Source organism: Pseudomonas putida NBRC 14164 (assembly GCF_000412675.1).
Lineage (GTDB): Bacteria > Pseudomonadota > Gammaproteobacteria > Pseudomonadales > Pseudomonadaceae > Aquipseudomonas > Aquipseudomonas putida.
Window position 1 is genome coordinate 1,411,854 of sequence record NC_021505.1, and the last position, 24,763, is coordinate 1,436,616.

General features: G+C 63.7%; 11 protein-coding genes. 6 read left to right on the forward strand and 5 right to left on the reverse strand.

Annotation, left to right across the window (positions count from 1 at the left end; translation table 11 throughout):
• Nucleotides 1-41: 41 nt before the first annotated feature.
• The 3 genes from PP4_RS06290 to PP4_RS06300 all read right to left on the reverse strand — a co-directional run bounded on the left by PP4_RS06290 (nt 42) and on the right by PP4_RS06300 (nt 3,311).
• On the reverse strand, nt 42-1,220 hold the full coding sequence (locus PP4_RS06290; RefSeq protein ID WP_016498390.1) for a vWA domain-containing protein: 1,179 nt from the start codon (nt 1,218-1,220) through the stop codon (nt 42-44).
• 13 nt (nt 1,221-1,233) lie between these two features.
• On the reverse strand, nt 1,234-2,079 hold the full coding sequence (locus tag PP4_RS06295; protein ID WP_016488585.1) for an AAA family ATPase: 846 nt from the start codon (nt 2,077-2,079) through the stop codon (nt 1,234-1,236).
• A 158-nt stretch (nt 2,080-2,237) separates the two neighbouring features.
• Complete coding sequence (locus tag PP4_RS06300) at nt 2,238-3,311, reverse strand: DUF748 domain-containing protein (protein ID WP_016498391.1); 1,074 nt, start codon at nt 3,309-3,311, stop codon at nt 2,238-2,240.
• A gap of 134 nt (nt 3,312-3,445) precedes the next feature.
• Here PP4_RS06300 and cysK point away from each other — a divergent pair, with 134 nt between their 5' ends.
• Together cysK and PP4_RS06310 are read left to right on the forward strand one after the other, a co-directional pair.
• Nucleotides 3,446-4,420: a cysteine synthase A gene (gene cysK, locus PP4_RS06305; protein WP_016498392.1), complete on the forward strand. Its 975-nt coding sequence runs from the start codon at nt 3,446-3,448 to the stop codon at nt 4,418-4,420.
• A gap of 171 nt (nt 4,421-4,591) precedes the next feature.
• Nucleotides 4,592-5,527, forward strand: a complete 936-nt coding sequence (locus PP4_RS06310; RefSeq protein ID WP_016498393.1) for an aspartyl/asparaginyl beta-hydroxylase domain-containing protein — start codon at nt 4,592-4,594, stop codon at nt 5,525-5,527.
• A gap of 38 nt (nt 5,528-5,565) precedes the next feature.
• Here the strand turns inward: PP4_RS06310 and PP4_RS06315 are convergent, their stop codons facing one another.
• Both PP4_RS06315 and azu read right to left on the reverse strand, forming a co-directional pair.
• The gene (locus tag PP4_RS06315) at nt 5,566-7,218 is read right to left on the reverse strand and encodes a cyclic peptide export ABC transporter (RefSeq protein ID WP_016498394.1); all 1,653 of its coding nucleotides are present in this window, start codon (nt 7,216-7,218) and stop codon (nt 5,566-5,568) included.
• 34 nt (nt 7,219-7,252) lie between these two features.
• Entirely contained in the window at nt 7,253-7,702 is a 450-nt protein-coding gene (gene azu / locus PP4_RS06320) for an azurin (protein WP_016498395.1), read from the reverse strand.
• Nucleotides 7,703-7,882: 180 nt separating this feature from the next.
• On the opposite strand from azu, the gene PP4_RS06325 reads away from it, so the two are divergent.
• From PP4_RS06325 to PP4_RS06340, 4 genes are all read left to right on the forward strand, one after another.
• Complete coding sequence (locus tag PP4_RS06325; protein WP_016498396.1) at nt 7,883-8,866, forward strand: TauD/TfdA family dioxygenase; 984 nt, start codon at nt 7,883-7,885, stop codon at nt 8,864-8,866.
• A 259-nt stretch (nt 8,867-9,125) separates the two neighbouring features.
• Nucleotides 9,126-15,593: a non-ribosomal peptide synthetase gene (locus tag PP4_RS06330; protein ID WP_016498397.1), complete on the forward strand. Its 6,468-nt coding sequence runs from the start codon at nt 9,126-9,128 to the stop codon at nt 15,591-15,593.
• Nucleotide 15,594: 1 nt separating this feature from the next.
• A complete protein-coding gene (locus PP4_RS06335; RefSeq protein WP_016498398.1) occupies nt 15,595-23,451 on the forward strand; it encodes a non-ribosomal peptide synthetase in 7,857 nt (2,618 codons plus the stop codon).
• A 343-nt stretch (nt 23,452-23,794) separates the two neighbouring features.
• A complete protein-coding gene (locus PP4_RS06340) occupies nt 23,795-24,739 on the forward strand; it encodes an IS110 family transposase (RefSeq protein WP_016498399.1) in 945 nt (314 codons plus the stop codon).
• Nucleotides 24,740-24,763 lie beyond the last annotated feature (24 nt).

Here is a 24,763-nt window from a genome sequence, read left to right on the forward strand (position 1 = left end):
TGGGAGCGGGCGAGCCCGCGAAAAGGCCGGCACCGGCAACATCACTTGGACAGGTAGCGCATCCCTTCTTCCAGCCCCTGCAAGGTCAGCGGGTACATCTTGTCCTCGATCAGGTCCCGCACCAGATGGGTCGATGCGGTGTAGTCCCAGGCCTGCTTGGGGTACGGATTGATCCAGATGATCTTCTTGAATTTTTCCATGAAGCGCTGCAGCCACACATACCCGGCCTCTTCGTTCCAGTGCTCCACGCTGCCGCCCGGCTGGGTGATTTCGTAGGGCGCCATGGCCGCATCGCCGACGAACACCACTTTGTAGTCGTCGCCATACTTGTGCAGCAGGTCGAAGGTGGAATAGCGCTCCGAGGTGCGGCGCAGGTTGTTCTTCCACACCGACTCGTACACGCAGTTGTGGAAGTAGTAGTACTCCAGGTGCTTGAACTCGGTCTTGCAGGCCGAGAACAGCTCTTCGCAAACCTTGATGTGGGCGTCCATCGAGCCGCCGATGTCGAACAGCAACAGCAGCTTTACCGTATTGCGCCGCTCGGGGCGCATCTGGATGTTCAGCAAGCCGGCGTCGCGCGCGGTATGGTCGATGGTGCCGTCGATATCCAGCTCTTCGGCGGCGCCTTCACGGGCGAACTTGCGCAGCCGGCGCAGGGCCAGCTTGATGTTGCGCGTGCCCAGTTCAACCTGGTCGTCGAGGTTCTTGTACTCGCGCTGGTCCCACACCTTTACCGCCTTGCCCTGGCGTTTGCCTGCATCGCCCACGCGGATGCCTTCGGGGTTGAAACCACCCGAGCCGAACGGGCTGGTGCCGCCGGTGCCGATCCACTTGTTACCGCCGGCATGGCGTTCCTTTTGCTCCTCAAGGCGTTTCTTGAATTCCTCGATCAGCTTGTCCAGGCCACCCAGGGACTGGATCTGCGCACGCTCTTCATCCGTGAGCGAACGCTCGAACTCCTTGCGCAACCAGTCTTCGGGGATCAGCGCCTCAATGTGGCGGTCGAGGTTTTCCAGGCCTTTGAAGTAGGCCGCAAAGGCCCGGTCGAACTTGTCGAAATGGCGTTCGTCCTTCACCAGGATGGCGCGCGCGAGGTAGTAGAATTCGTCCATGTCGGCGAACACCACATGCTTTTGCAGGGCCTGGTGCAGGTCCAGCAACTCGCGTACCGACACCGGCACCTTGGCCGCGCGCATTTCATTGAACAGGTTGAGCAGCATGGCCCGGCTCCTGTCAGCGGTTGCCGCGCCGGCTCATGAAGGCCAGGCGCTCCAGCAACTGCACGTCTTGCTCGTTTTTTACCAGCGCGCCGGCCAGCGGCGGGATGGCCTTGGTCGGATCGCGCTCGCGCAGTACTGCTTCACCGATGTTGTCGGCCATCAGCAGCTTGAGCCAGTCGACCAGCTCGGAGGTGGACGGTTTTTTCTTCAGGCCCGGCACCTTGCGCACGTCGAAGAACACATCCAGGGCTTCGCTGACCAGCGACTGGCTGATGTTCGGGTAGTGCACGTCGACGATCTGCTGCAGCGTGGTGCGGTCGGGGAAGGCGATGTAGTGGAAGAAGCAGCGGCGCAGGAACGCGTCCGGCAGCTCTTTTTCGTTGTTGGAGGTAATAATGATGATCGGGCGCTGTCTGGCCTTGATGGTCTCGTCGATTTCGTAGACGTAGAACTCCATCTTGTCCAACTCTTGCAGCAGGTCGTTGGGGAACTCGATGTCGGCCTTGTCGATTTCGTCGATCAGCAGGATGACCCGCTCATCAGCCTCGAAAGCCTCCCACAGCTTGCCCTTTTTCAGGTAATTGCGCACATCGTGCACCTTGTCCACGCCCAGCTGCGAGTCACGCAGGCGGCTGACCGCGTCGTACTCGTACAGGCCCTGGTGGGCCTTGGTGGTGGACTTGATGTGCCAGGTGATCAGCCGCGCGCCGAACGAGGCCGCCAGCTGCTCGGCAAGCATGGTCTTGCCGGTGCCGGGCTCGCCCTTGACCAGCAGCGGGCGTTCGAGGGTGATGGCCGCGTTTACCGCCAGTTTCAGGTCGTCTGTGGCGACGTAGTCGCGGGTGCCTTCGAACTTCATGGGTCTGTCCTCTGCCGTATGCCTGTCAGGGCCTCTTCGCGGGCGTGCCCGCGAAAGGCCCAACACCTGTTTTCGATTTGTTACCGACTATAACGCGGGGTTGAGCGGCTGGAAACGCAGACCGGGTATTCAGTCCCTGAATGCCCCGTCACGCCCACTCAGTCGGAATCCGGCGCCCCTCGCTCGTATCGGGCATTGAACGCCTGGATAAACCCGTTGCGCAGGATTTGCAAAAACGCCTCGAAGGCGCTGATATCCTGCTTGCGCACGCTGCCACTGAGCTCCACCCGGGTCGCAAACTGGTTTTTCGGCTGGTTTTTCAGCACCGTCTCGGTCGCCCCCACCACCGCTTCCCACACCGAGCGGAAGAAGCCCTTGTCCTTTTCCTCGACGTCCTGTTGCCAGTCGAACACATCGACATCACGCAGCAGCGGCTTTATGTAGCCGTTTAGCCGGCCGTTTTCCGCCTGCGCCTCGATGACCACGTCCCCGTGACCGGCATTGAAATCAAATTTGCCATAGGCGCTGGCGAAGTCGTTCAGTTTGCGTAGCTCGATGCCGGTGGCGCGCAGCCTGAATTCGAAGTCATCGAAATCACTGAACGGGTCGAACGTGGCACGGCTTTCGACCTTCGCATCGCCCGCGATCAGGGCAGTACCTTCGAAACTCGCATCGCGACGGCCTTTGGGGTCTCGAACATTGGTCAGGTTGCGGATGTTGGCGTTCAGCCGGGTGGCCTTGAGGTCGACCGGTGGCTTGGAGTTGAAGTTGCGGAACGTCAGCACGCCATTGTCGATGCGCACTTCGTTGAGCGTGATGGGCAGCAGTTTTTCCAGTTGCTGGCGCCAGTCGGTACCCCGGCCAGTCTGCGACGCTTGCTTGGTGCCACCGTCGACGAAGTTCAGCTCCGGGCGCACGAAGGTCACTTCGGCCACCACCGCTCTGTCGGACCACAGCGAATGCCAGCTCACCGAAAGGTCGATCAGCGGCGCGTCCAGAAACGGTACCGGTACCTTGCCGCTGGTCTTGACGATCTTCAGCCCGTTGATCTGGTATGCGCCCCGCCACCAGGCCAGGTCCACGTCGGCGATCTGGCCACGGTAATCGCCCATGTCGGCCAGTTTGTCGTTCAGGTAATCGCGCACCAGGTAGGGCAGGGCCAGGTGCAGGGCTACCAGCAGCACGATCAGGCTGCCCAGGCCGATCAGCGGCCAGCGGTAACGGGCTCTCATCAGGGCGTCTCCAAGGCGGGATGTGTGGTTGACCGCAACGCGCCCGGTCGAGTTCGAACAGGCTTTACGGGCCACCGGTCGGGGCTTACCCTTGGGGTCTTTCCCTGCTGTTTTTCATGCCAAGGACCCCTGCCATGAGCCGTATCTTTGCAGACAACGCCCACTCCATCGGCAACACACCGCTGGTGCAGATCAACCGCATCGCCCCGCGTGGCGTGACCATCCTGGCCAAGATCGAAGGGCGCAACCCGGGCTACTCGGTCAAATGCCGCATTGGCGCGAACATGGTCTGGGACGCAGAGAGCAGCGGCAAGCTCAAGCCGGGCATGACCATCGTCGAGCCTACCTCGGGCAACACCGGTATCGGCCTGGCCTTTGTTGCCGCCGCCCGTGGCTACAAGCTGATGCTGACCATGCCAGCCTCCATGAGCCTGGAGCGGCGCAAGGTGTTGAAGGCATTGGGCGCCGAACTGGTGCTGACCGAGCCGGCAAAAGGCATGAAGGGCGCCATCGAGAAGGCCAACGAAATCGTCGCCTCCGACCCGGCCCAGTATTTCCTGCCTGGCCAGTTCGAGAACCCGGCCAACCCGGCCATCCACGAAAAAACCACCGGCCCGGAAATCTGGAACGACACTGACGGCGCAGTCGACGTACTGGTGGCGGGCGTGGGCACCGGCGGCACCATCACCGGTGTGTCGCGCTACATCAAGCACACCCAGGGCAAGGCAATCCTGTCGGTGGCTGTCGAGCCCGTGTCATCGCCGCTGATCACCCAGACCCTGGCGGGCGAAGAGCTCAAGCCCAGCCCGCACAAGATCCAGGGCATTGGCGCCGGTTTCGTGCCGAAAAACCTCGACCTGTCGATTGTCGACCAAGTGGTGACGGTGACCGATGAAGAGTCCAAGGCCATGGCCATTCGCCTGATGCAGGAGGAGGGCATCCTTTGTGGTATTTCGTGTGGTGCGGCAATGGCCGCCGCGGTGCGCCTGGCCGAAAAACCCGAAATGCAGGGTAAGACCATCGTCGTAATTTTGCCCGATTCGGGTGAGCGTTATCTGTCGAGCATGCTGTTCAGCGACATGTTCAGCGAGCAGGAAAACCAGCAGTAATCGGCCTCGCCGCTGATCCGGCGCAACGTTTGGCGGCGTGGTTTATTGCAAAATCTTCATGAATGCGATCCCGCCCGGGTTGTTTTTACCGCGGCGGGATCGGTTTATGATGGCAGGATGATTTTCAGGAGCCAGGCTGCGCAGCCCTGTCTCCTTTCCAAGGAGTGAAGCATGACCTTTTCCTTTGCAGCCAAGGCGGGTGTCCTGCTGGTGTTCTTCGGCAGCGTGCTGTTCGTGCACCTGCGCGGCAAGGCTCGCCTGCCGGTCTTGCGCCAGTTCGTCAACCATTCGGCGCTGTTCGCCCCCTACAACGCCCTGATGTACCTGTTTTCCGGCGTGCCGTCCAAACCCTACCTGGACCGCCAGCGCTTCCCTGAGCTGGACGTGCTGAAGGACAACTGGCAAGACATCCGCGAAGAGGCCATGCGCCTGTTCGATGAAGGCTACATTCGCGCCGCCGAAAAGGACAACGACGCCGGCTTCGGTTCGTTCTTCAAGAAAGGCTGGAAGCGTTTTTACCTGAAGTGGTACGACAAACCGCTGCCTTCGGCCGAAGCCCTGTGCCCGCGCACCGTCGAGCTGGTCAGCAGCATCCCCAACGTCAAGGGCGCGATGTTCGCCCTGTTGCCCGGCGGCAGCCACCTGAACCCGCACCGCGATCCGTTCGCAGGCTCGCTGCGCTATCACCTGGGCCTGTCCACGCCGAATTCCGATGCTTGCCGCATCTACGTCGATGGCGAGGAATACGCCTGGCGTGATGGCGAGGACGTGATGTTCGACGAAACCTACGTGCACTGGGTGAAGAACGAGACCGACGTTACCCGGGTGATCCTGTTCTGTGACATCGAGCGCCCGCTGAGCAGCCCGCTGATGGCCCGCATCAACCGCCAGGTCAGTGCTTTCCTCGGCCGCGCCACCGCGCCGCAGAACACCGACGACGAGCGCGTGGGCGGCATCAACCAGGCGTATGCCTGGAGCAAGCGGTTCAGCAATAAAATCAGCACCCACGTGAAGCAGTTCAAGCGCGCCAACCCCAAGGCCTACCGCGTGCTGCGGCCGGTGCTGGCGGTGGTGGTGGCATACGCGTTGTATCGCTGGTTGTTCTGATTCTGCGAGTGGGGGCGCAAAACGCCCCCACTATTTTTTCAGGCCGGTTCCAACGCCTCGACAATCTTCCCACGGCTAAGGTGCACCACCTTGTCCGCCGTATCGAAATACCGGTCGTCATGCGAGATCACGATGATGGTCTTGCCCAACCGCTTCAGGTCCGGCAGCAGCTCGGTGTAGAACACCCGGCGGAAGGTCGGGTCCTGGTCCGCCGCCCATTCATCGAACACCAGCACCGGCCGCCCGTCCAGCCAGGCATTGACCAGCGCCAGGCGCTTGCGTTGGCCTGTCGACAGGTCGGTGGTGGTAAAGGCGCCATCACGCACGCTGACCTTGTGGGCGATCTCCAGCCGTTCCAGGTAGCGTGTGGCATCGCTGGGCAGGCTGTGCTCGTGCTCTGGCAGGTCTTCGAACAGGTAGTAATCGGCGAACACAGTGGTAAACAGCTGGCGGTAGTCGTCCAGCCCCTCCGGGCCGACAGCCTTGCCGTTCAGGCGCACTTCGCCACGCTGCGGGGTGTACAGGCCCAGCAGCAGCTTGATCAGCGAGGTCTTCCCGCAGCCGTTTTCACCGACGATGAACAGGATTTCGCCCGGCTCGATGCTCAGGTTCACCGGCCCCACGCGAAATGGCTCGTTGCCGTCCACAGGCGGGTAGGCGTACTCGACGTTGTGCAGTTCCAGGTGCGCGGTAGCCAAGGCCTCGCGCTTGACCGGCGGCTCCAGCAGCAGGTGCGGCTCGGGCGACGAAAAGCGCTCGGCCAGGTCGGCAATGCGGCGGAAAGCCACCTGGGCGCGGCCAAGGATTGGCAGGTTGCCGATCAGCGTCTCCAGTGGGCCTTTCATGTACAGCAGCACCAGCACGAAACCGCTCATCACTGCCGGGTCGTTGCTCGGCCATAGCGATTGAAGGGCCAGGGTAAGGCCGATGACCACGAAGAACAGCATCGAACCCAGGCTCTTGGCCACCACGAAGATGTTGATGGCACGGATGTGGGTGTTGGCGATGAAGTCGGCGGTGCCCTGGATATTACGGGTGAGCATGGCATGGCGGCGGCGGCGGTCGATGCGCAGCTCCTTGGCGCCTTCGGCGATGGCCGAGTAGTGCTTCTGCAGGTTGTCTTCGGCATCGCGAGCGGCGTTGAAGCCGGCCAGGCCTTTTTGCCGGGCGATGTACTGCACACCACTGCCGATGCCGATGGCCACCAGGGTGATGACGAAGATCGGCCACGACAGCCAGGCCAGGTAGGCCATGCAGCCGGTCACCGTGGTCAGCGAGATGGCCAATGGGGCGAAGGCGAAGGCGAAATCGCTGATGGTATCGACGTCACGGGTCAGCACCGGGATCAGGCGGTGAGTGCGGTAGCGCTCGATCTGTTCGATCGGCGCCGACAGCACTTTGGCACCCAGGTCCTTGCGCAGGCGGGCAATCACTTTCTGGCCGACGTAATTGGTGCCGCTATCGGCCGCCACGCTGCTGACCAGGGCCAGTACGCACAGGCCGGCGAAGGCCAGGATCACACCCTGGCTCATGCCGCCGTCAGCGTGCAGGCCTTGGTTGACGGTAGCCAGCAGGGCAGTCACGGCGAGGCCGCCGAGCATGCCCAGCAGCACCGACACGATTACCGCAGGGCGGTAGGGTTTGAGCAGGCCCAGCAATTCGCGGATGGCCCCGGGAGAGGAGGTTTTCATGAAGCGTGATCTCGCTGGTGAGGTGGGGGCGGGGTCAGCTGCCAAGGGTCAGGGTGCCCTTCATCAAGGTGCTGTGGAACGGGAAGGAACAGTAGAAGCTGTAGTCGGTACCGGTCTTCAGCGACCGGGTGTCGAGGGTGACGCTGTCCTTTTCGCCGCCGCCGATCAGGCGGGTGTGGGCGATGACCCGGGTGTCGCCAGGTTTCACATAGTCCTGCGCCTCGCCGGCCTTCTGGCCTTCATCCAGCACGCCTTGCATGTCGGCTGGGGTGCTCAGCACCCAGTTGTGACCCATCACGTTCTTTGGCATGTCACCGGGGTGGGTGAGGGTGACGGTGAACGAGGTGCACGCCTTGGGTACGGTGATGGCGGCCTTGTCGAAGGTCATCTGGTCGGTGCCATGGATTTCCACGGCGCATTGCTCCGCCGACCAGGCGGCAGGGGCCGCGGCAAGCAGGGCGAGGAGCAGAAGCTGGCGAGTCATGTACGGTTCCTGGGCGATTAAAGGGTCACATCGTTCAGACGAACCGGCGCGGCTGCGCTTTACCTGCGTGTGCTGCCCTGGTGAATTTCCCGCTGGCCCGCTCGTTCATCTAGTCAGGCGCCGCCATGGCGCAAAACCCGATTACGCCGCCAAAGCGGCCCTGGCTTGAGGTGACCGTACATGAGTGAACTGCTGAGCTTTGCCATCGAACCCCTGGACGCCACGCGCGGCAACCTGCCGCTGCTGGTGCGCGCACCGGAGCCGGGGATTGACCTGCTGGAGGCCTTTGCCGAATTGCAGCCGCTGGTGGACCGGCACCTGCTGCAGGCGGGTGGCATCCTGTTCCGCGGGTTCGAGGTCGGTGGCGCCGAAGCCTTCCGTCAGTTTGCCGCCTCTTTCGGGCACCCGCTGCTCAATTATGAGTTTGGCTCCACGCCACGCAGCAACGTGACCAAGGGCGTTTACACCTCAACGGAGTACCCCGCGCACCAGAGCATCCCGCTGCACAACGAGCAGGCCTACACCCTGGAATGGCCGATGAAGATCTGGTTCTACAGCGTGATCCCCGCCGAGACCGGTGGCGAGACGCCGATTGCCGACAGCCGCGAGGTGTACCGGCGCATGCCGGTGCGCATTCGCCAACGTCTGGAAGAGAAAGGGCTGATGTACGTGCGCAACTACGGTAACGGCCTGGACGTGGAGTGGTCGCAAGTGTTCAACACCGAAGACCCGCGCCAGGTCGAGGCCTACTGCCGGGCGCATGCCATCGAGTGTATCTGGAAGGACGACGGCGAGCTGCGCACCCGCCAGCGTTGCCAGGTGGTGGGGCGCCACCCCGTGACCGGGGACAATGTGTGGTTCAACCAGGCGCACCTCTTTCATGTGTCGAACCTGCAACCAGAAGTGCGTGAGTCGCTGATGGACATCGTCGAGGAAGAGGACCTGCCGCGCAACGTGTACTACGGCGACGGTACAACCATCGAAGATTCGCTACTCGATGAAGTACGCGGGGTGCTCGATGACTGCACCATCAGCTTCCCTTGGCTGGCGAATGATGTGCTGATGCTCGACAACATGCTCGCGGCGCATGCGCGGTCGCCGTTTACCGGCAAGCGCAAGGTGGTGGTAGCGATGGCTGAGGGGCATTCCGAACTGCTGCGCTGATATGCGCCACGATCAATGTGCAACGATTGCGCAGTAGCTGAAACCAGCGCAGAACCTGTGGGAGCGGGGTGCCCGCGAACACCGGCGTAGCCGGTGCCATCCACCGCGTCGCCTGTTTCGCGGGCATGCCCGCTCCCACAGTGATCACGCCAGCTTCTGGATTTTGTACACAGCAGTTGCTCTCTTTTAGCTCCCCCTAAATCAGCCCCCCATGCCTTCGTCTGACAGTTACCGCTCGACTGCCAGGACACCGCTCGACATGAATGCTGATCAAACCCTCAAGCTCGCCCGCCGCTTCATCGAACTCAGCCCCGACAAGCGCCGCCTGTTCCTCAAGGCGCTGCAGGGCGAGGGCATGGACTTTTCCGTGCTGCCGATCGCGCCCGGTGTGGAAGTAGCTGAGCGCGACCAGCTATCGTACGCCCAGCGGCGCATGTGGTTCCTCTGGCAGCTCGACCCGCAGGGCGCGGCGTACAACCTGCCCATGGCTGTGCGCTTGCATGGCCCGCTGGACCTGGCTGCCCTGCAGCACGCCTTCGACGCCCTGATCGCCCGTCACGAAACCCTGCGTACCCGGTTCGTCGCCGATGGCGATGACGTACGCCAGCAGGTCGATGCGGTCGCTGCCCCGTTGCAGTTGCGCCAGGATGCCCTGGCCGAACTGGATGAAAGTGCCCGCCAGGCCGCTGTCGAGTCCATCGCCGAAGCCGAGGCGATGGCCCCGTTTGACCTGGCCAGCGGCCCGCTGCTACGTGTGCGCCTGCTGCAACTGGCCCCGCAAGATCACGTGTTGCTACTGACCCTGCACCATATCGTCGCCGACGGTTGGTCGATGAACGTGCTGATCGACGAGTTCCTGCGCCTGTACGACGCCGCCGTGGCGGGTGCCGACGCCACCCTTGAGCCGCTGCCAATCCAGTATCGCGACTATGCCCTGTGGCAGCGCAGCTGGCTGGAAGCCGGAGAGCAGGAGCGCCAGCTGGCTTACTGGCAAGCCCGTTTGGGTGATGACCATTCACCGCTGGAACTGCCATTGGACCGCACACGGCAGGGCCGGCCCAGCTACCGGGGCGCACGCCACGAGTTCTCCATCGCCGCAGACGTTGCCGAGCGCCTGCGGAGTGTGGCCCGCAAGCACAACGTCACGCTGTTCATGGTCCTGCTGGCTGCCTTCAAACTGCTGCTGCAACGCTACAGCGGCCAAGCCGCAATCCGTGTCGGCGTGCCTATCGCCAACCGCAATCGTGCAGAAGGCCAGGGCCTGATCGGCTGCTTCATCAATACCCAAGTGCTACACACTGAGATCGACCCGCTGCTGGACATCACTGGCCTGCTGCAGTGCGTGCGCGTGACCGCTTTGGGCGCCCAAAGCCACCAGGATTTGCCATTCGAGCAGTTGGTCGAGGCCCTGGAGCTGCCGCGCAGCACCGAGAGCCCGCTGTTCCGCGTGTTGTTCAACCACCAGGCGCAGGTGGCGGATGTGCAGGCCATTGAAACCCGCTCCGGCCTGAGCCTGGCGCCGATCACGCTGAAGAAGCACAGCGCCCGCTTCGATCTGGCATTGGACACACACGAGCGCGCCGGGCAATTGCACGCGGCGTTCACCTACGCCACCGATGTGTTCGACGCTGTTACTGTCGAAGCTCTCGGCGAGCAGTGGCTGGCCCTGGTGCAAGCGCTGGCCGATGAAACCGGTGGTGCTGTCGGCGAGCTGGCATTGCCGGGCCTGGCCGTTGCCCAGAGTGAGTTGAAGCCGGTCGAGGCAACCCGGCTGGTGCACCAACGATTTGCCGCTGCCGCCAGCAGTCACCCCGAACGTACGGCGGTAATGGCCGCGGGCGAGCAAGCCAGTTTTACCGAGCTCGATGCCCGTGCCGAAGCTATTGCCGGCCGCTTGAGCCAGGCCGGGGTAGGGCCGGACACGCTGGTCGGCGTGCTGGCCGACCGCAGCGTTGGCATGCTCGCCAGCATCCTGGGTGTGCTCAAGGCCGGTGGCGCATACCTGCCGCTGGAGCCTGAACAACCTGCCGAGCGCCTGGCCTACATGCTGGCCGACAGCGACACGCGCCTGGTGCTGGCACCCAGTCACTGGCAGGCTGAACTGGCTGATGGCGTGCAGCGCATCGACTGGGCGCAAACGGGTAGCGCCAGTACCGTTCGCCCAGCGCCCCAGCCGGCCAACCTGGCCTATGTGATCTACACCTCTGGCACCACCGGGCAGCCCAAGGGCGTGGCGATCAGCCACGGCGCTCTGGCCAACTACGTGGATGGCATCGCCGCGCGCCTGCCGGTCGAGCGCATCCGCAGCATGGCCCAGGTTTCGACGCCGGCCGCCGACCTGGGCCACACCATGTTGTTCGGTGCCCTGTGCGGCGGCCACACTCTGCACATGCTGTCGCGTGAACAGGTATTGGATGCCGAAGGCTTCGCTGCCTACCTGGCCGAGCATCAGGTAGACGCGCTGAAGATCGTGCCGTCGCACCTGGAGGCGATGTTGGTGGCTGGCCGTTCGGCGCTGCCAGCGCAGTGCCTGGTGCTGGGCGGTGAGGCCATCAGCCCGGGCCTGCTGGCTAAAATTAGCCATTTGAACCCGGCGCTCAAGGTGTTCAACCACTACGGCCCGACCGAGACCACTGTCGGCGTGTTGGTCGCTGAACTTGACGAGCAAGCCCGCCTCGGCCAGCCATTGGCCAATACCTGCGTTGCGGTACTCGACCGTTGCCTGCAACCGCTGCCGGCCAAGGCCAAGGGCGAGCTGTACATCGGTGGCGCCGGGCTGGCCCGTGGTTACCTGAATCGCCCGGCGCTCACGGCCGAGCGCTTCGTCCCTGATCCAGGCGGCAGGCACGGCCAGCGGCTGTACCGCAGCGGCGACTGGGTACGCCAGGGCAGCGACCTGCAATTTGCCGGGCGCATGGATGGCCAGGTGAAAATCCGTGGCTACCGTGTGGAGCTGGCCGAAATCGAAAGCCAGCTGCGTGCGCTGGAGGGTGTCGCCAACGCGCTGGTGCGCGTGCATGGCCAGGCACCGCAACTGCAACTGGCCGCATGGCTGGTGCCCAGCCAGGTGCCGGCCGACAGCGTGGCCTGGCAGGACGCGATCCGCGCCACCCTCAAAGGCCTGCTGCCCGAACACATGGTGCCAGCATATCTGATGGTGCTGGAGCACCTGCCTTTCACTGTCAACGGCAAGGTCGACGTCAAGGCGCTGCCAGAGCCGGTCGCGACACAGGTGGTTTACCAGGCACCGCAGAATCCGTTGCAAGTGCAGCTGGCACAAATCTGGGCCGAAGTCCTGCAAGTGCCGCAGGTGGGCCTGACTGATAACTTCTTCGCCCTTGGCGGCCATTCGCTGCTGGCCACCCAGGCCGTATCACGGGTGCGCAAGCAATTGGGCGTGGACCTCCCGCTGCGTACCCTGTTCGATACCGTCGACCTGCAAGCCTTCGCTCAAGCGGTAGCCGAGGGAGAGCAGGGCGCCGGGCTGGAGATCGAAATCCTTGACCGGCAGCAGCCGCTGCCAGTGTCTCGCTCGCAAAACCGCCAGTGGCTGTTCTGGAAGCTGAACCCCGAAAGCCTGGCTTACAACACGCCAATGGCTGTGCGCATGCAGGGCAATCTTGACCGTGCAGCGGTGCAGGCTGCGCTGGACGCCCTGGTCGCCCGTCACGAATCGCTACGCACGGTGTTCGTGGAGGCTGAGGGCCTGCCTTGGCAGCGCATCCAGCCGGCGGCTTCGGTGCCGATCGGCTTCGAAGATATCAGCGGCCAGGACCACGCGGCGCAGATGCGCAAGCTGGAAGCCCAAGCGTTCGTCCCGTTCGACCTGGAGCACGGCCCGCTGCTGCGTGCCCGCCTGTTCAAGGTGGATGCGCAGGAGCACCTGCTGTCGCTGACCCTGCACCACATCGTTTCCGACGGCTGGTCGATGAGCCTGCTTGTGCGCGAGTTCGCCGCTGCCTACAACGCTGCTGCCACTGGTCAGGTGCACGCCGTCGAACCGCTGGCGGTGCAGTATGCCGACTTCGCCGCCTGGCAGCGCAAATGGCTTGCCGAAGGGCAGATGCAGGCCCAGATCGACTTCTGGAAGACGCGCCTTGAAGACGACTTCGAAGTGCTCGAACTGCCCGCCGACCGCATTCGCCCGCAGGTCAAAAGCTACCAGGGCAGCCGCTTCGACGTGCGCTTGCCGCTGGCCCTGACCGAGCGCCTGCGTGCACTGGCGGTGGCATCCAACGCCACGCTGTTCCATGTGTTCCTGGCGGCTTACGCCATCGTGCTTTCGCGCTACAGCCGCAAGGGCACGCTGAACATCGGCGTACCGGTCACCAACCGCAACCGCCTGGAGCTGGAAGGGCTGATCGGCTTCTTCATCAATGTGGTGGTGGCACGGATCGGCGTGGATGGCAGCCAGCCGTTCCCCCAGCTGCTGGCCGCCATCAAGGAAACCACGCTGCAAGCCCAGGCCAACAAGGATGTGCCATTCCTGGAGGTGGCCGAAGCGCTGTACCCAGACCGGGACCAGGGCGTGAACCCGTTCTTCCAGGTGCTGTACAACCACCTGCGCGACTTGGGCGAGCAGGTGTCCAGCGATGCCCTGCACGGCCTGAGCGTCAAGGAAGTGGACCTGCTGGAGCCGGGCGCGCAGTACGACATTTCGCTGAACACGCTGGAGCGCTCCGATGGCGTGACGGCTTCATTCAATTACTCCACCGACCTGTTCGACGCGGCGCGTATCGAGCGCATGGCCGGGCACTGGCAGGCATTGCTGGAGGCCATCTGCGCCGAGCCGCAGCGTTGCATTGCCGAGCTGGACTTCCTTGGCATCGCCGAGCGCCAGCAGTTGACCCACGATTGGAACCCCGTGCCTCAAGCCACCAGCGGGTTGTGCGCGCACCAGTTGTTTGAACACCAGGCGCGTGAGCGGCCAGACGCCTTGGCGCTGATTTTTGACGACCAGCAGATGACCTATGCCGAGCTGGACCGTAGCAGCAACCAGCTGGCGTATCGCCTGCGGGCACTGGGCGTAGGCCCGGACTGCCTGGTCGGCGTTGCCGTTGAGCGTGGCTTGGGCATGGCCTTGGCACTGATCGCCATTCACAAGGCCGGAGGCGCGTATGTGCCGCTGGACCCAGACTACCCGCAGGATCGACTGGCCTACATGGTCGAGGACAGCGAAATCGGCTTGCTGCTGGCCGATGCCGCCTCGCGGGAGCGCCTGCAGCTGGCCAAGCAGCTGCCTTGCCTGGTGCTGGAGCCTGGCAGCGAGTGGTTGCAAGCCTGGCCAGCCGAGCCGCTACCGAACCTGGTTACGCCACAGAACCTGGCATACGTCATCTACACCTCCGGTTCCACCGGTATGCCCAAGGGCGTGGCCATCGACCACCATGCCTTGTCGGTGTTCTGCCAGGTGGCCGGCGACTATTCGCGGTTGAGCCCGCACGACCGTGTGTTGCAGTTCGCCACTTTCAGCTTCGATGGCTTCATCGAGCAGTTCTTCCCGCCGCTGGCCTGCGGCGCCTGCGTGGTGCTGCGCGACCTGCGGCTGTGGGATACAGCCACCTTGCTGGACGAAATCAACCGCCATGGCGTGACCGTGGCCGACCTGCCGGCCGCCTACTGGCGCCTGCTGGCGCTGGAGCGCCGTGCCCCCGAAGCCTATGGCCGCCTGAAGCAGATTCACGTGGGCGGCGAAGCAGTGCCGGAAGACGCCCTGCGCGCCTGGCTGGCGGATGGCCCACCAGCCGTGCGCCTGCTGAACACCTATGGCCCGACCGAGGCCACCGTGGTCGCCACCACTTATGACTGCTCGCAGATGACCGAGCAGCAGATCAGCCTGGGGGGCGTACCCATCGGCCGCGCCTTGCCGGGCCGCAGCCTGCATGCGCTGGACGATGGCTTGGCGCCAACCCCGGTGGGTGTCCCCGGTGAGCTGTTCATCGGCGGTGCAGGCTGCCTGGCACGCGGTTACCACCAGCGGCCATCGCTCACTGCCGAGCGCTTCATCCCCGACCCGTTCGACCCGGTTGGCGGTGGCCGCCTGTACCGCACCGGCGACCTTGGCTACTACGACGAAAACGGCCAGCTGGCCTATCGCGGCCGGGTCGACCATCAGGTGAAAGTACGAGGCTTTCGCATCGAGCTAGGCGAAATCGAGCAGTACCTGCGGGCGCACCCGGACGTGCGCGAGGCCACCGTGCTGGCCATCGACCTGCCCAGTGGCAAGCAACTGTGTGCCTATGCCGTGCCAGCCGAAGGCCACAGCGGCGACTTGCGCATGGCACTGAAGCAGTACCTTAAGGCCAGCCTGCCGGACTACATGATCCCGTCTTACCTGGTGACCCTGCCAAGCATGCCACTGACCCCCAGCGGCAAGCTCGACCGCAAGGCGCTGCCGCTGCCCGACCCAAGCCAGCCGCAGCATGACTACGAGGCGCCACAGACCGAGCGGCAACAGCAGCTGGCCGCGCTCTGGGCGCAGCTGTTGAACGTTGCCCGGGTGGGCCTGAACGACAACTTCTTCGAGCTGGGCGGCCACTCCCTGCTGGCCGCTCAGGCGGTGTCACGGATCAACGTGGAGCTGGGGCTCGACGTGCCCCTGCGGCTGATCTTCAGCCACCCCGAACTGCGCGCGTTCGCCCAGGCACTGGACGAGCAAGGTCTGTCGCTTTCCGACGACGGCCTGAGCGATATCGAACAAATGATGAACGCATTCACAGAGGCCTGACATGGAACTCACTGCAGCACAACGCATCGCCCAACGTTTCGTCGGCCTCCCCGTGGAGCAGCGCCAGCAGATCCTGGAAAAGATGCAGGCCAGCGGCCAGAGCTTCCGCCTGCTGCCCATCGTGCCCGCACGCCAGGGTTTGGCGCGCATCCCGCTGTCGTATGCCCAGCAGCGCCTGCTGTTCCTCTGGCAGCTGGAGCCTGACAGCCCGGCCTACAACGTGCCGATGGCGGTGCGCCTCAAAGGTGCGCTGGACCAGGTGGTGCTCCAGCAGGCGCTGGATGCACTGGTGCAACGGCACGAGTCTCTGCGCACGCGCTTCGCCTCGGACGAAGGCGAATTTCATCAGGAAATCCTCGACCACTGCCCGCTGCCACTGGAGCTGGCGGTGTTCGACGGTGCCGACGATGAGGCCTCGCTGGGCGCGGCGGTGGACGCCGTACTCAAGCGGCCGTTCGACCTGCTGACTGGGCCGCTGCTGCGGGTAACGCTGCTCCGCGTGGGTGACGAGGAGCATGTGTTGGTGCTGAGCATGCACCACATCATTTCTGACGGTTGGTCGAGCGATGTGCTGGTGCAGGAGTTCATCCAGCTGTATACCGCCCTGGCCGAAGGCCGTCAGGCGCAGTTGCCGGCCCTGCCAATCCAGTACGCCGACTACGCCATCTGGCAGCGTGCCTGGCTGGAAGCCGGCGAGGCACAGCGACAGCTGGAATATTGGCAGACACAGCTGGGCGATGAGCAGCCGGTGCTTAGCCTGCCACTGGACTTCGAGCGCCCGGCCACGCCAAGCCAGCGCGGCGCGGTGGTGCGCGTGGACATTGCCGGCGAACAGGCCGAAGCCCTGCGCAACCAGGCCCGCAAGGGTGGCCATACGTTGTTCGTGCTGGTGCTGGCGGCCATGGCGGTGGTGCTGTCGCGTTACAGCGGCCAGGCCGATATCCGCATCGGCGCGCCGAACGCCGGGCGCAACCGCAAGGAGCTGGAAGGCCTGATCGGCTTCTTCATCAACACCCAGGTGCTGCGTGTGCAGGTGGACGAGCGCGCCACCTTTGCCGCGCTGCTGGAGCAGGTCAAGGACGTGATCGGCGGCGCACAGTCGCACCAGGAACTGCCGTTCGAGCATCTGGTGGATGCCTTGCTGCCGGAGCGCAACCTGGCCCACAACCCGCTGTTCCAGTTCAAGATCAACCAGCACGTGGCCGCCAGCGACACCGAGCGCAAGCGGCTAGGTACGCTGGAGGTGGAGGGCTTTGCCCGTGACGGTGGCGACGCGCGCTTTGACCTGGCGTTCGATTTTTCCGACAAGGCCGAAGGCATCGAGGGCTACTTCACCTACGCAACTGACCTGTTCGAGCAGGCCACCATCGAGCGTATGGCTGGCTCTTTGCGCCATCTGCTGGGAGCGCTGACCCGCGACCCGCAGCAGGTAATCGTCGACTGCCCAGAGCTTGTGGCTGTGCTGCCGGCTGCTGTGCAGTCTTATCCGCAGGGTGACATTCTTGCGTTGTGGCGCCAGGCCATAGCCCAAGGCCAGGCCCACGGCGGCGTGCGAGCCGGTGAGCGGTTCATGACCCAGGCCGGGCTGGAGGCAGCGTCCAATCGCCTGGCCAGCTTCCTGCGCCAGCGCGGTGTGGGTGCTGGCAGCATCGTAGCCCTGTGCCTGCCGCGTTCCATCGAGTGGGTCAGCGCCTTGCTCGCGGTGCTCAAGAGCGGTGCGGCTTACCTGCCGCTGGACGGCCAGCAACCGCAGGAGCGCCTGCAACAACTGATTGCTGACAGTGGTGCGTCAGTGCTGTTGCACGAACCCGGTGATGATCGTTTCACCGACCTGCAAGGCGTGCAGGTGATTGCCTGCGAGCACGCCGCCTGGGCAACCTGCAGCGACAGCCCGGTCGAGGTGGCAATCGCGCCTGAGCAGCCGGCTTACCTGATCTATACCTCCGGTTCGACCGGCCAGCCGAAAGGCGTGGTGGTGAGCCACGGCGCGCTGGCCAGCTACACCCAGGCCGTGCTGGAGCGCCTGCAACTGCCGGGTTCGGCCAGCATGGCAATGGTGTCCACTCCCGCAGCCGACCTGGGCCATACCGTGCTATTCGGCGCTCTGGCGTCCGGCCGCTTGCTGCACCTGTTGCCGCAAGAGCTGGCATTCGACCCGGATGGCTTCGCCAGCTACATGGCGCAGCATCAGGTTGGCGTGTTGAAGTTGGTTCCGAGCCACTTGCAAGGTTTGCTGCAAGCAGCCCGCGCCGCCGATGTACTGCCTGTCGAGGCGCTGATCCTGGGCGGTGAGGCATGTAGCTGGGGCCTGCTGGAAAAAGTCCGGGAGCTTCGCCCGGGTTGCCGGGTAATCAACCACTACGGCCCGACCGAAACCACGGTCGGTGTGCTTACCTTCGAACCCGCCCAGCCTGTGCCAGGCTGCCGTACGGTGCCGGTCGGTCGCCCGTTGGGCAATGCCTGCGCCCAGGTGTTGGATGGCTACCTCAACCCACTGGCGGCACAGGTGCCCGGTGAGCTGTACCTGGGCGGGCAGGGCGTTGCCCAGGGCTACCTGGGCCAGCCCGCGCTGACCGCCGAGCGCTTCGTGCCGGCCGAGAACGGTTTGCGCCTGTATCGCACGGGTGACCGTGCACGGCTGACGGCCGATGGCCTGGTCGAGTTCATTGGCCGTGCCGACGACCAGGTGAAAATCCGCGGTTACCGCGTGGAGCCGGGGGAAGTCGGCCGGGTATTGGCCGGCCTGCCTGAAGTCAACGACGCCGTGGTGTTGGCACTGCCGCTGGAAGGTGATGCCGAGCGCCTGCAACTGGTGGCCTACGCAGTGGTCGATGCTGGCGTGACGACGCAGCAGTTGCAGGCGCAACTGCAAGCACGCCTGCCGGAATATATGGTGCCGGCACAGATGCTGTTGCTGGAGCGCCTGCCGCTGACCGCCAACGGCAAGCTAGACAAACGCGCGCTGCCGGTACCCGGCGCGGTCAGCCGTGGCTACGTGGCGCCGGAAGGTGAGATCGAAGAGAAACTGGCCGCCGTGTGGGCCGATGTACTGAAGCTGGAGCAGGTTGGTAGCAGCGACAACTTCTTCGAGCTGGGCGGCGATTCCATCCTCAGCCTGCAGATCATCGCCCGGGCCAAGCGCCAGGGTATCAAGATCACTCCCAAGCAACTGTTCGAGCAACAGACCATCGCCCAATTGGCCCAGGTGGCCAAGCGCATCGAGGCCAAACAGCCGGTAGTTGCAGCTGCAGCCGTGGACACCGCCATCAGCGGCGAGGCCGCGCTGCTGCCCGCCCAAGTGCGTTTCTTCGAAATGGATGTCGCCCAGCCTGCGCACTGGAACCAGTCCGTATTGCTCAAGACGGCCGACCCGGTACAGGTGCCGCAACTGGAATCCGCCCTTCGCGCCGTGGTTGAACACCACGATGCCCTGCGCCTGCGTTTCACCCAAGACAACGGCCAGTGGCAAGCCCGCTTCCAGCCACTGGACAATGCGCCGCTGCTGCGCCAGCACACGTTGGCCTCGCTGGGCGAACTGGACGCTGCCGGCAACGGTGTGCAGGCCAGCCTGAACCTGGAGCAAGGGGCGTTGCTGCGCGCCGAACTGTTCGACTTCCCCGACGGCCAGCAGCGCCTGCTGCTGGTGGTTCACCACCTGGTGGTGGACGGTGTGTCGTGGCGCGTCCTCCTGGAAGACTTGCAGGAGGCCTACCAGCAATTGCTGAACGGCCAGGCCGTGAGCCTGCCCGCCAAGACCAGCCCGGTGAATACCTGGGCCGAGCGCCTTGCCGCCCACGCCAGTAGCCCGGCCTTGCACGCACAGCAAGGCTACTGGCAGCAGGTGCTGGCCGGCGACAACGCAGAACTTGCGCGTGACAACCCGCAGGGCAGCCTGGACAACACCCATGCCCGCACCGCCGCCACGCGACTGGATGCCGAGCGTACCGCCAAGCTGCTGAAGCAGGCCCCAGCCGCCTACCGCACGCAGATCAACGACCTGCTGCTGACTGCACTGGCGCGCACGCTGTGCCAGTGGAGTGCCCAGGACAACGTACTGGTGCAACTGGAAGGCCATGGCCGCGAAGACCTGTTCGACGACCTCGACCTCAGCCGCACCGTGGGCTGGTTCACCAGTCTGTTCCCGGTGCGCCTTGCCCCTGGCCACGACCTTGGCCAATCGATCAAGCGGGTGAAGGAGCAGTTGCGCGCAATACCGGACAAAGGCATCGGCTATGGTCTGCTGCGCTACCTTGGCGCCCCCGAGGTGCGTGAGCAACTGGCGAGCGCCGCCCGGCCCCGTGTCACCTTCAACTACCTGGGCCAGTTTGACGCCAGCTTCGATAGCGAAGCCAGCGCACTGTTCACCCCAAGCAGTGAGGCGGCAGGCCGCACCCAATGTGCTGGAGCGCAGTTGGGTAACTGGCTGAGCATCACTGGCCAGGTGTACGGCGGCGAACTGTTCCTGGAATGGACCTACAGCGCCGACGTTCACCACCCGGCCACCATCGAGCACCTGGCCCATGCCTACGGGCAGGCCCTGACGGAACTGGTCGAGCATTGCTGCAATGCCCAACACCAAGGTGTGACGCCATCTGACTTCCCGCTGGCCGCGCTGACCCAGGCGCAACTGGACAGCCTGCCGTTGGCCGCCGGGCAGATCGCCGATGTGTACCCGCTGTCGCCCATGCAGCAGGGCATGCTGTTCCACACCCTGTACGACCAGCAGGCCGGCAACTACATCAACCAGCTGCGCGTGGACGTGCACGGGCTGGATGTGCAGCGCTTCAAGCAGGCCTGGCAGGCCACGCTCGATGCCCACGACATCCTGCGTACCGGCTTCCTCATGCAGGGCGAACTGGAGCAGGCGGTGCAGGTGGTACGCAAGGCGGTCGAGCTGCCATTCAGCGAGCACGACTGGCGCGGCCAGCCGGCGCTGGAGCAGGCCTTGCAGGCGTTGGCCGAAGGCGAGCGCCAGCGTGGCTTTGACCTGGCCGCAGCGCCATTGCTGCGCCTGGTACTGGTACGCACGGGCGATGACAGCTACCAGCTAATCTACACCAACCACCATATCCTCATGGACGGCTGGAGCACCTCGCGCCTGCTGGGTGAAGTGCTGCAACGCTATGCTGGCGTGGCGCCACAGGCGCAGGCCACTCATTACCGTGACTACATCGCCTGGCTGCAAAACCAGGACGCAGCGGTGGCAGAAGCCTTCTGGAAGGCCCAACTGGCTAGCCTCGATGAGCCGACCCGCCTGGCCCAGGCCATCGCCGGCAGCGCAGGCGTTGCTGGCACGGGCTACGGTGACCACCGGCTGGCCTTCGACCACGAGCAGACCGCGCGCATCGAAGCCTTCGCCCGGGCCAACCGGGTCACGGTCAATACCCTGGTGCAATCGGCCTGGCTGCTGCTGTTGCAGCGCTGCACCGGCCAGGCCAGCGTGTGCTTCGGCGCCACGGTCGCCGGCCGCCCGGCAGACCTGCCCGGCGTGGAAGAGCAGATCGGCCTGTTCATCAATACCCTGCCAGTAATCGGCGCACCGCGTGCCGAGCAGACCGTGGCCGAGTGGATCGGCCAGGTGCAGGCCGGCAACCTGGCCGTGCGCGAGTTCGAGCACACGCCGCTGTACGACGTGCAGCGCTGGGCGGGGCAGGGCGGTGACGCGCTGTTCGACAGCATCCTGGTGTTCGAGAACTACCCGGTGTCCGAGGCGCTGCAACAAGGCGCCCCCGGTGGCCTGCGCTTTGGCGAGGTGGTCGTGCAGGAGCAGACCAACTACCCGCTGACCTTGGTAGTAGAGCTGGGTGCGACCCTGTCGATGCAGTACAGCCATGACCGTGCGTTGTGGAGCGACGAGACCATTGGCCGTTTGGCGGGTTACTTCACCAACCTGCTTCAGGCGCTAACCGATCGTGCTGATGCCGTTATTGGTGAACTGCCAATGCTGGCCCAGCCCGAACAGCAACTGATGGTCGAAGGCTGGAACCACACGCAAGCGGCCTATCCGAACGAGCGCAGCATTCATTCGTTGATCGAAGCTCAGGTGTTCGCCACCCCGGACGCTCCGGCACTGGTGTTTGGCGAGCAGACCCTGAGCTATGTCGAGCTCAACCGCCGTGCCAACCAGCTGGCGCACAAGCTGCGCGAACTGGGCGTTGGCCCGGATGCGTTGGTGGGCATCGCCATGGAGCGCAGCCTGGAGATGGTCATCGGCCTGTTGGGCATTGTGAAGGCTGGCGGCGCCTACGTGCCGCTGGACCCGGAATACCCGCAGGACCGCCTGGCCTATATGTTCGAAGACAGCGGCATCGCCTTGCTGCTGACCCAGTCGCACCTGCGTGACAACCTGCCGATTCCGGCCGGCCTGCGCAGCCTGGACCTGGATGTCGAAGACCTCAGCGGCTTCAGCGACGCCAACCCGGCCGTCGATGTGGCGCCGCTGAACCTCGCCTACGTGATCTACACCTCCGGTTCCACCGGCCGCCCGAAAGGCGCCGGCAACAGCCACCAGGCGCTGGTCAACCGCCTGTGGTGGATGCAGAAGGCCTACGGCCTGGACGCCAGCGACAGCGTGCTGCAGAAAACCCCGTTCAGCTTCGACGTGTCGGTGTGGGAATTCTTCTGGCCGCTGATGACCGGCGCGCGCTTGGTCGTGGCCCAGCCAGGGGCGCACCGTGACCCGCAACTGCTGGTGGAAACCATCAACCACCATGGCATCAGCACCCTGCACTTTGTGCCATCGATGTTGCAGGCGTTCATGACCCACAAAGCGGTCGAAAGCTGCATCAGCCTCAAGCGCGTGGTGTGCAGCGGTGAAGCACTGCCGGCCGAGCTGGCGCGTCAAACCCTGCAACGGCTGCCGGCAGCGGGCTTGTACAACCTGTACGGCCCGACCGAAGCGGCCATCGACGTGACCCACTGGACCTGCCAGCCGGACGAAAGCATCAGCGTGCCGATCGGCCAGCCAATCGACAACCTGAAAACCCACATTCTCGAAGGCAGCCTGCAACCGGCCGTGCGCGGCAGTGCGGGCGAGCTGTACCTGGGCGGGGTCGGCCTGGCTCGCGGCTACCACCAGCGCCCATCGCTGACTGCCGAACGCTTCGTGCCGGACCCGTTCAGTGATAACGGCGGGCGCTTGTACCGCACCGGCGACCTGGCGCGCTACCGCGCCGACGGCGTGATCGACTACGCCGGTCGTATCGACCATCAAGTGAAAATCCGCGGCCTGCGTATTGAACTGGGCGAGATCGAAGCGCGCCTGCTGGAGCTGCCGAGCGTGCAGGAAGCGGTGGTGCTGGCGCAGGACGGGTCAAGCGGCAAGCAGCTGGTGGGCTATGTGGTGCCTGTCGACAACACGCAAGATGAAAGCGCACTGCGCGACAGCCTGCGCGAAGCGCTCAAGGCCGGTTTGCCGGACTACATGGTGCCGGCTCACTTGTTGCTGCTCGACAAATTGCCCGTGACACCGAACGGCAAGCTCGACCGCAAGGCCCTGCCACAGCCGGATGCCAGCCAGTTGCAGGGTGAATACGTTGCCCCGCAAAGCGAGCTGGAACAGCAGATCGCGGCGATCTGGGCGGATGTGCTGAAGCTGGAGAGGGTCGGGCTGAGCGACAACTTCTTTGAGCTGGGTGGGCACTCGTTGTTAGCCACCTCCGTGATTGTGCGCATCCAGGAGCAAGCGGGTGTAGCGGCCGAACTGAAAGAACTCTTCGAGTACCCGGTGTTGGCCGACTTCTGCCGCCTGCTCGAGGGCAAGGCGCCAATTGTCGATACCACCCAGGACCAGCTGGCCAAGTCCTTGGCGCTGCTGGATAGCCTGAGCATGGAAGAACTCGATGAACTGATTTCCTGAGCCTTCTGCCTTGTGGCAGCAATGGTCTTACACAAGATCTGAAAGCTGGCGCCATCACTGTGGGAGCGGGCTTGTCCCGCGAACACCGGCGAAGCCGGTGCGATGCACTGCGTGGCCCCCTTCGCGGGACAAGCCCGCTTGTATGGTTAGACTTGAAGGGGTGGTGGGACTAAATGCCCGATTCTGACTGTTCACAGCAGTACAGACCGTGGGAGACATCGCCCCACCCCTTCCACCAAAGCGCCGATAAAGAATGCATCGTTTGCAAACGACGATAGAAGCAAGCCAGCGCCTCTTGGTGAAACCCCTTCAAGCCAAAAAACCATAACGTGAGGAGGCTCCCGTGGCAATGCAGGTTGGCAAATTGATCGTCGGTGCGGATGTCGCGAAAGCTGAGTTAGTGATTCATCACGATGATCGCGATGAGATCATCAAGGTGAAAAATACCAAACCAGAAATCAAGAAATGGCTGAAGCAACAGCCTCTCAACACGGCAATTGCTGTTGAGGCGACCAATGTTTACCACCTGGACTTGGTTGAGCTGGCCCATAGCCTGGGTTTCGAGGTCTATGTCATTGATGGATTCCAACTGAGCAACTACCGCAAAAGCGTGGGTGTACGGGTAAAAACGGACCCCACTGATGCTCGGTTGTTGTTGAGAAACGAGGGGGAAGACCTCCGCCCTTGGACTCCCCCTCCCGCCGTCTACGGCAAGCTTCAGAGCCTTCTGCGACGCCGAGCGGCCTTGGTGACTGCCCGCACGGCGATGACTCAGAGCTGGGCTAATGAAGCCCTTTTGAAAGCCGCCTTCACAACCTTTGTAAAATCGATAGACCGGCTGGATTTGTTGATCCAAAAGAAAATTAAAGAAGTGCTGCGCGAAGCAGGGCTGCACGAGCAAGTTGCTCGCTGCCAGGCGGTAGAGGGTATTGGGTTTCTCACGGCCACTGCCTTGGTAATGGCTTTTATGCGGGGCGAGTTCAAGAGCAGTGATTCGTACATTGCATTCCTGGGAATGGATCTACGAGTGATTGATTCTGGGCAGAAGAATGGACGTCGTCGCCTTACCAAGCGAGGCTGCTCAGAAATCCGTCGCCTGCTGCATAACGCGGCGATGTCAGCCAGCCGGACGGCCACTTGGAAAGGGCTCTACGAACAGCATCGCAATGCGGGTAAAGCAACAACCCAGGCGTTGGTAATCCTGGCCAGGAAGCTTGCACGAGTGGCATTCGCCCTGATGAAGAATCAGGACGAATATGTCACCAAGGGTGGGAAAGCGCCTTGCTGAAAACCATAGAATCTCCCACAGTGG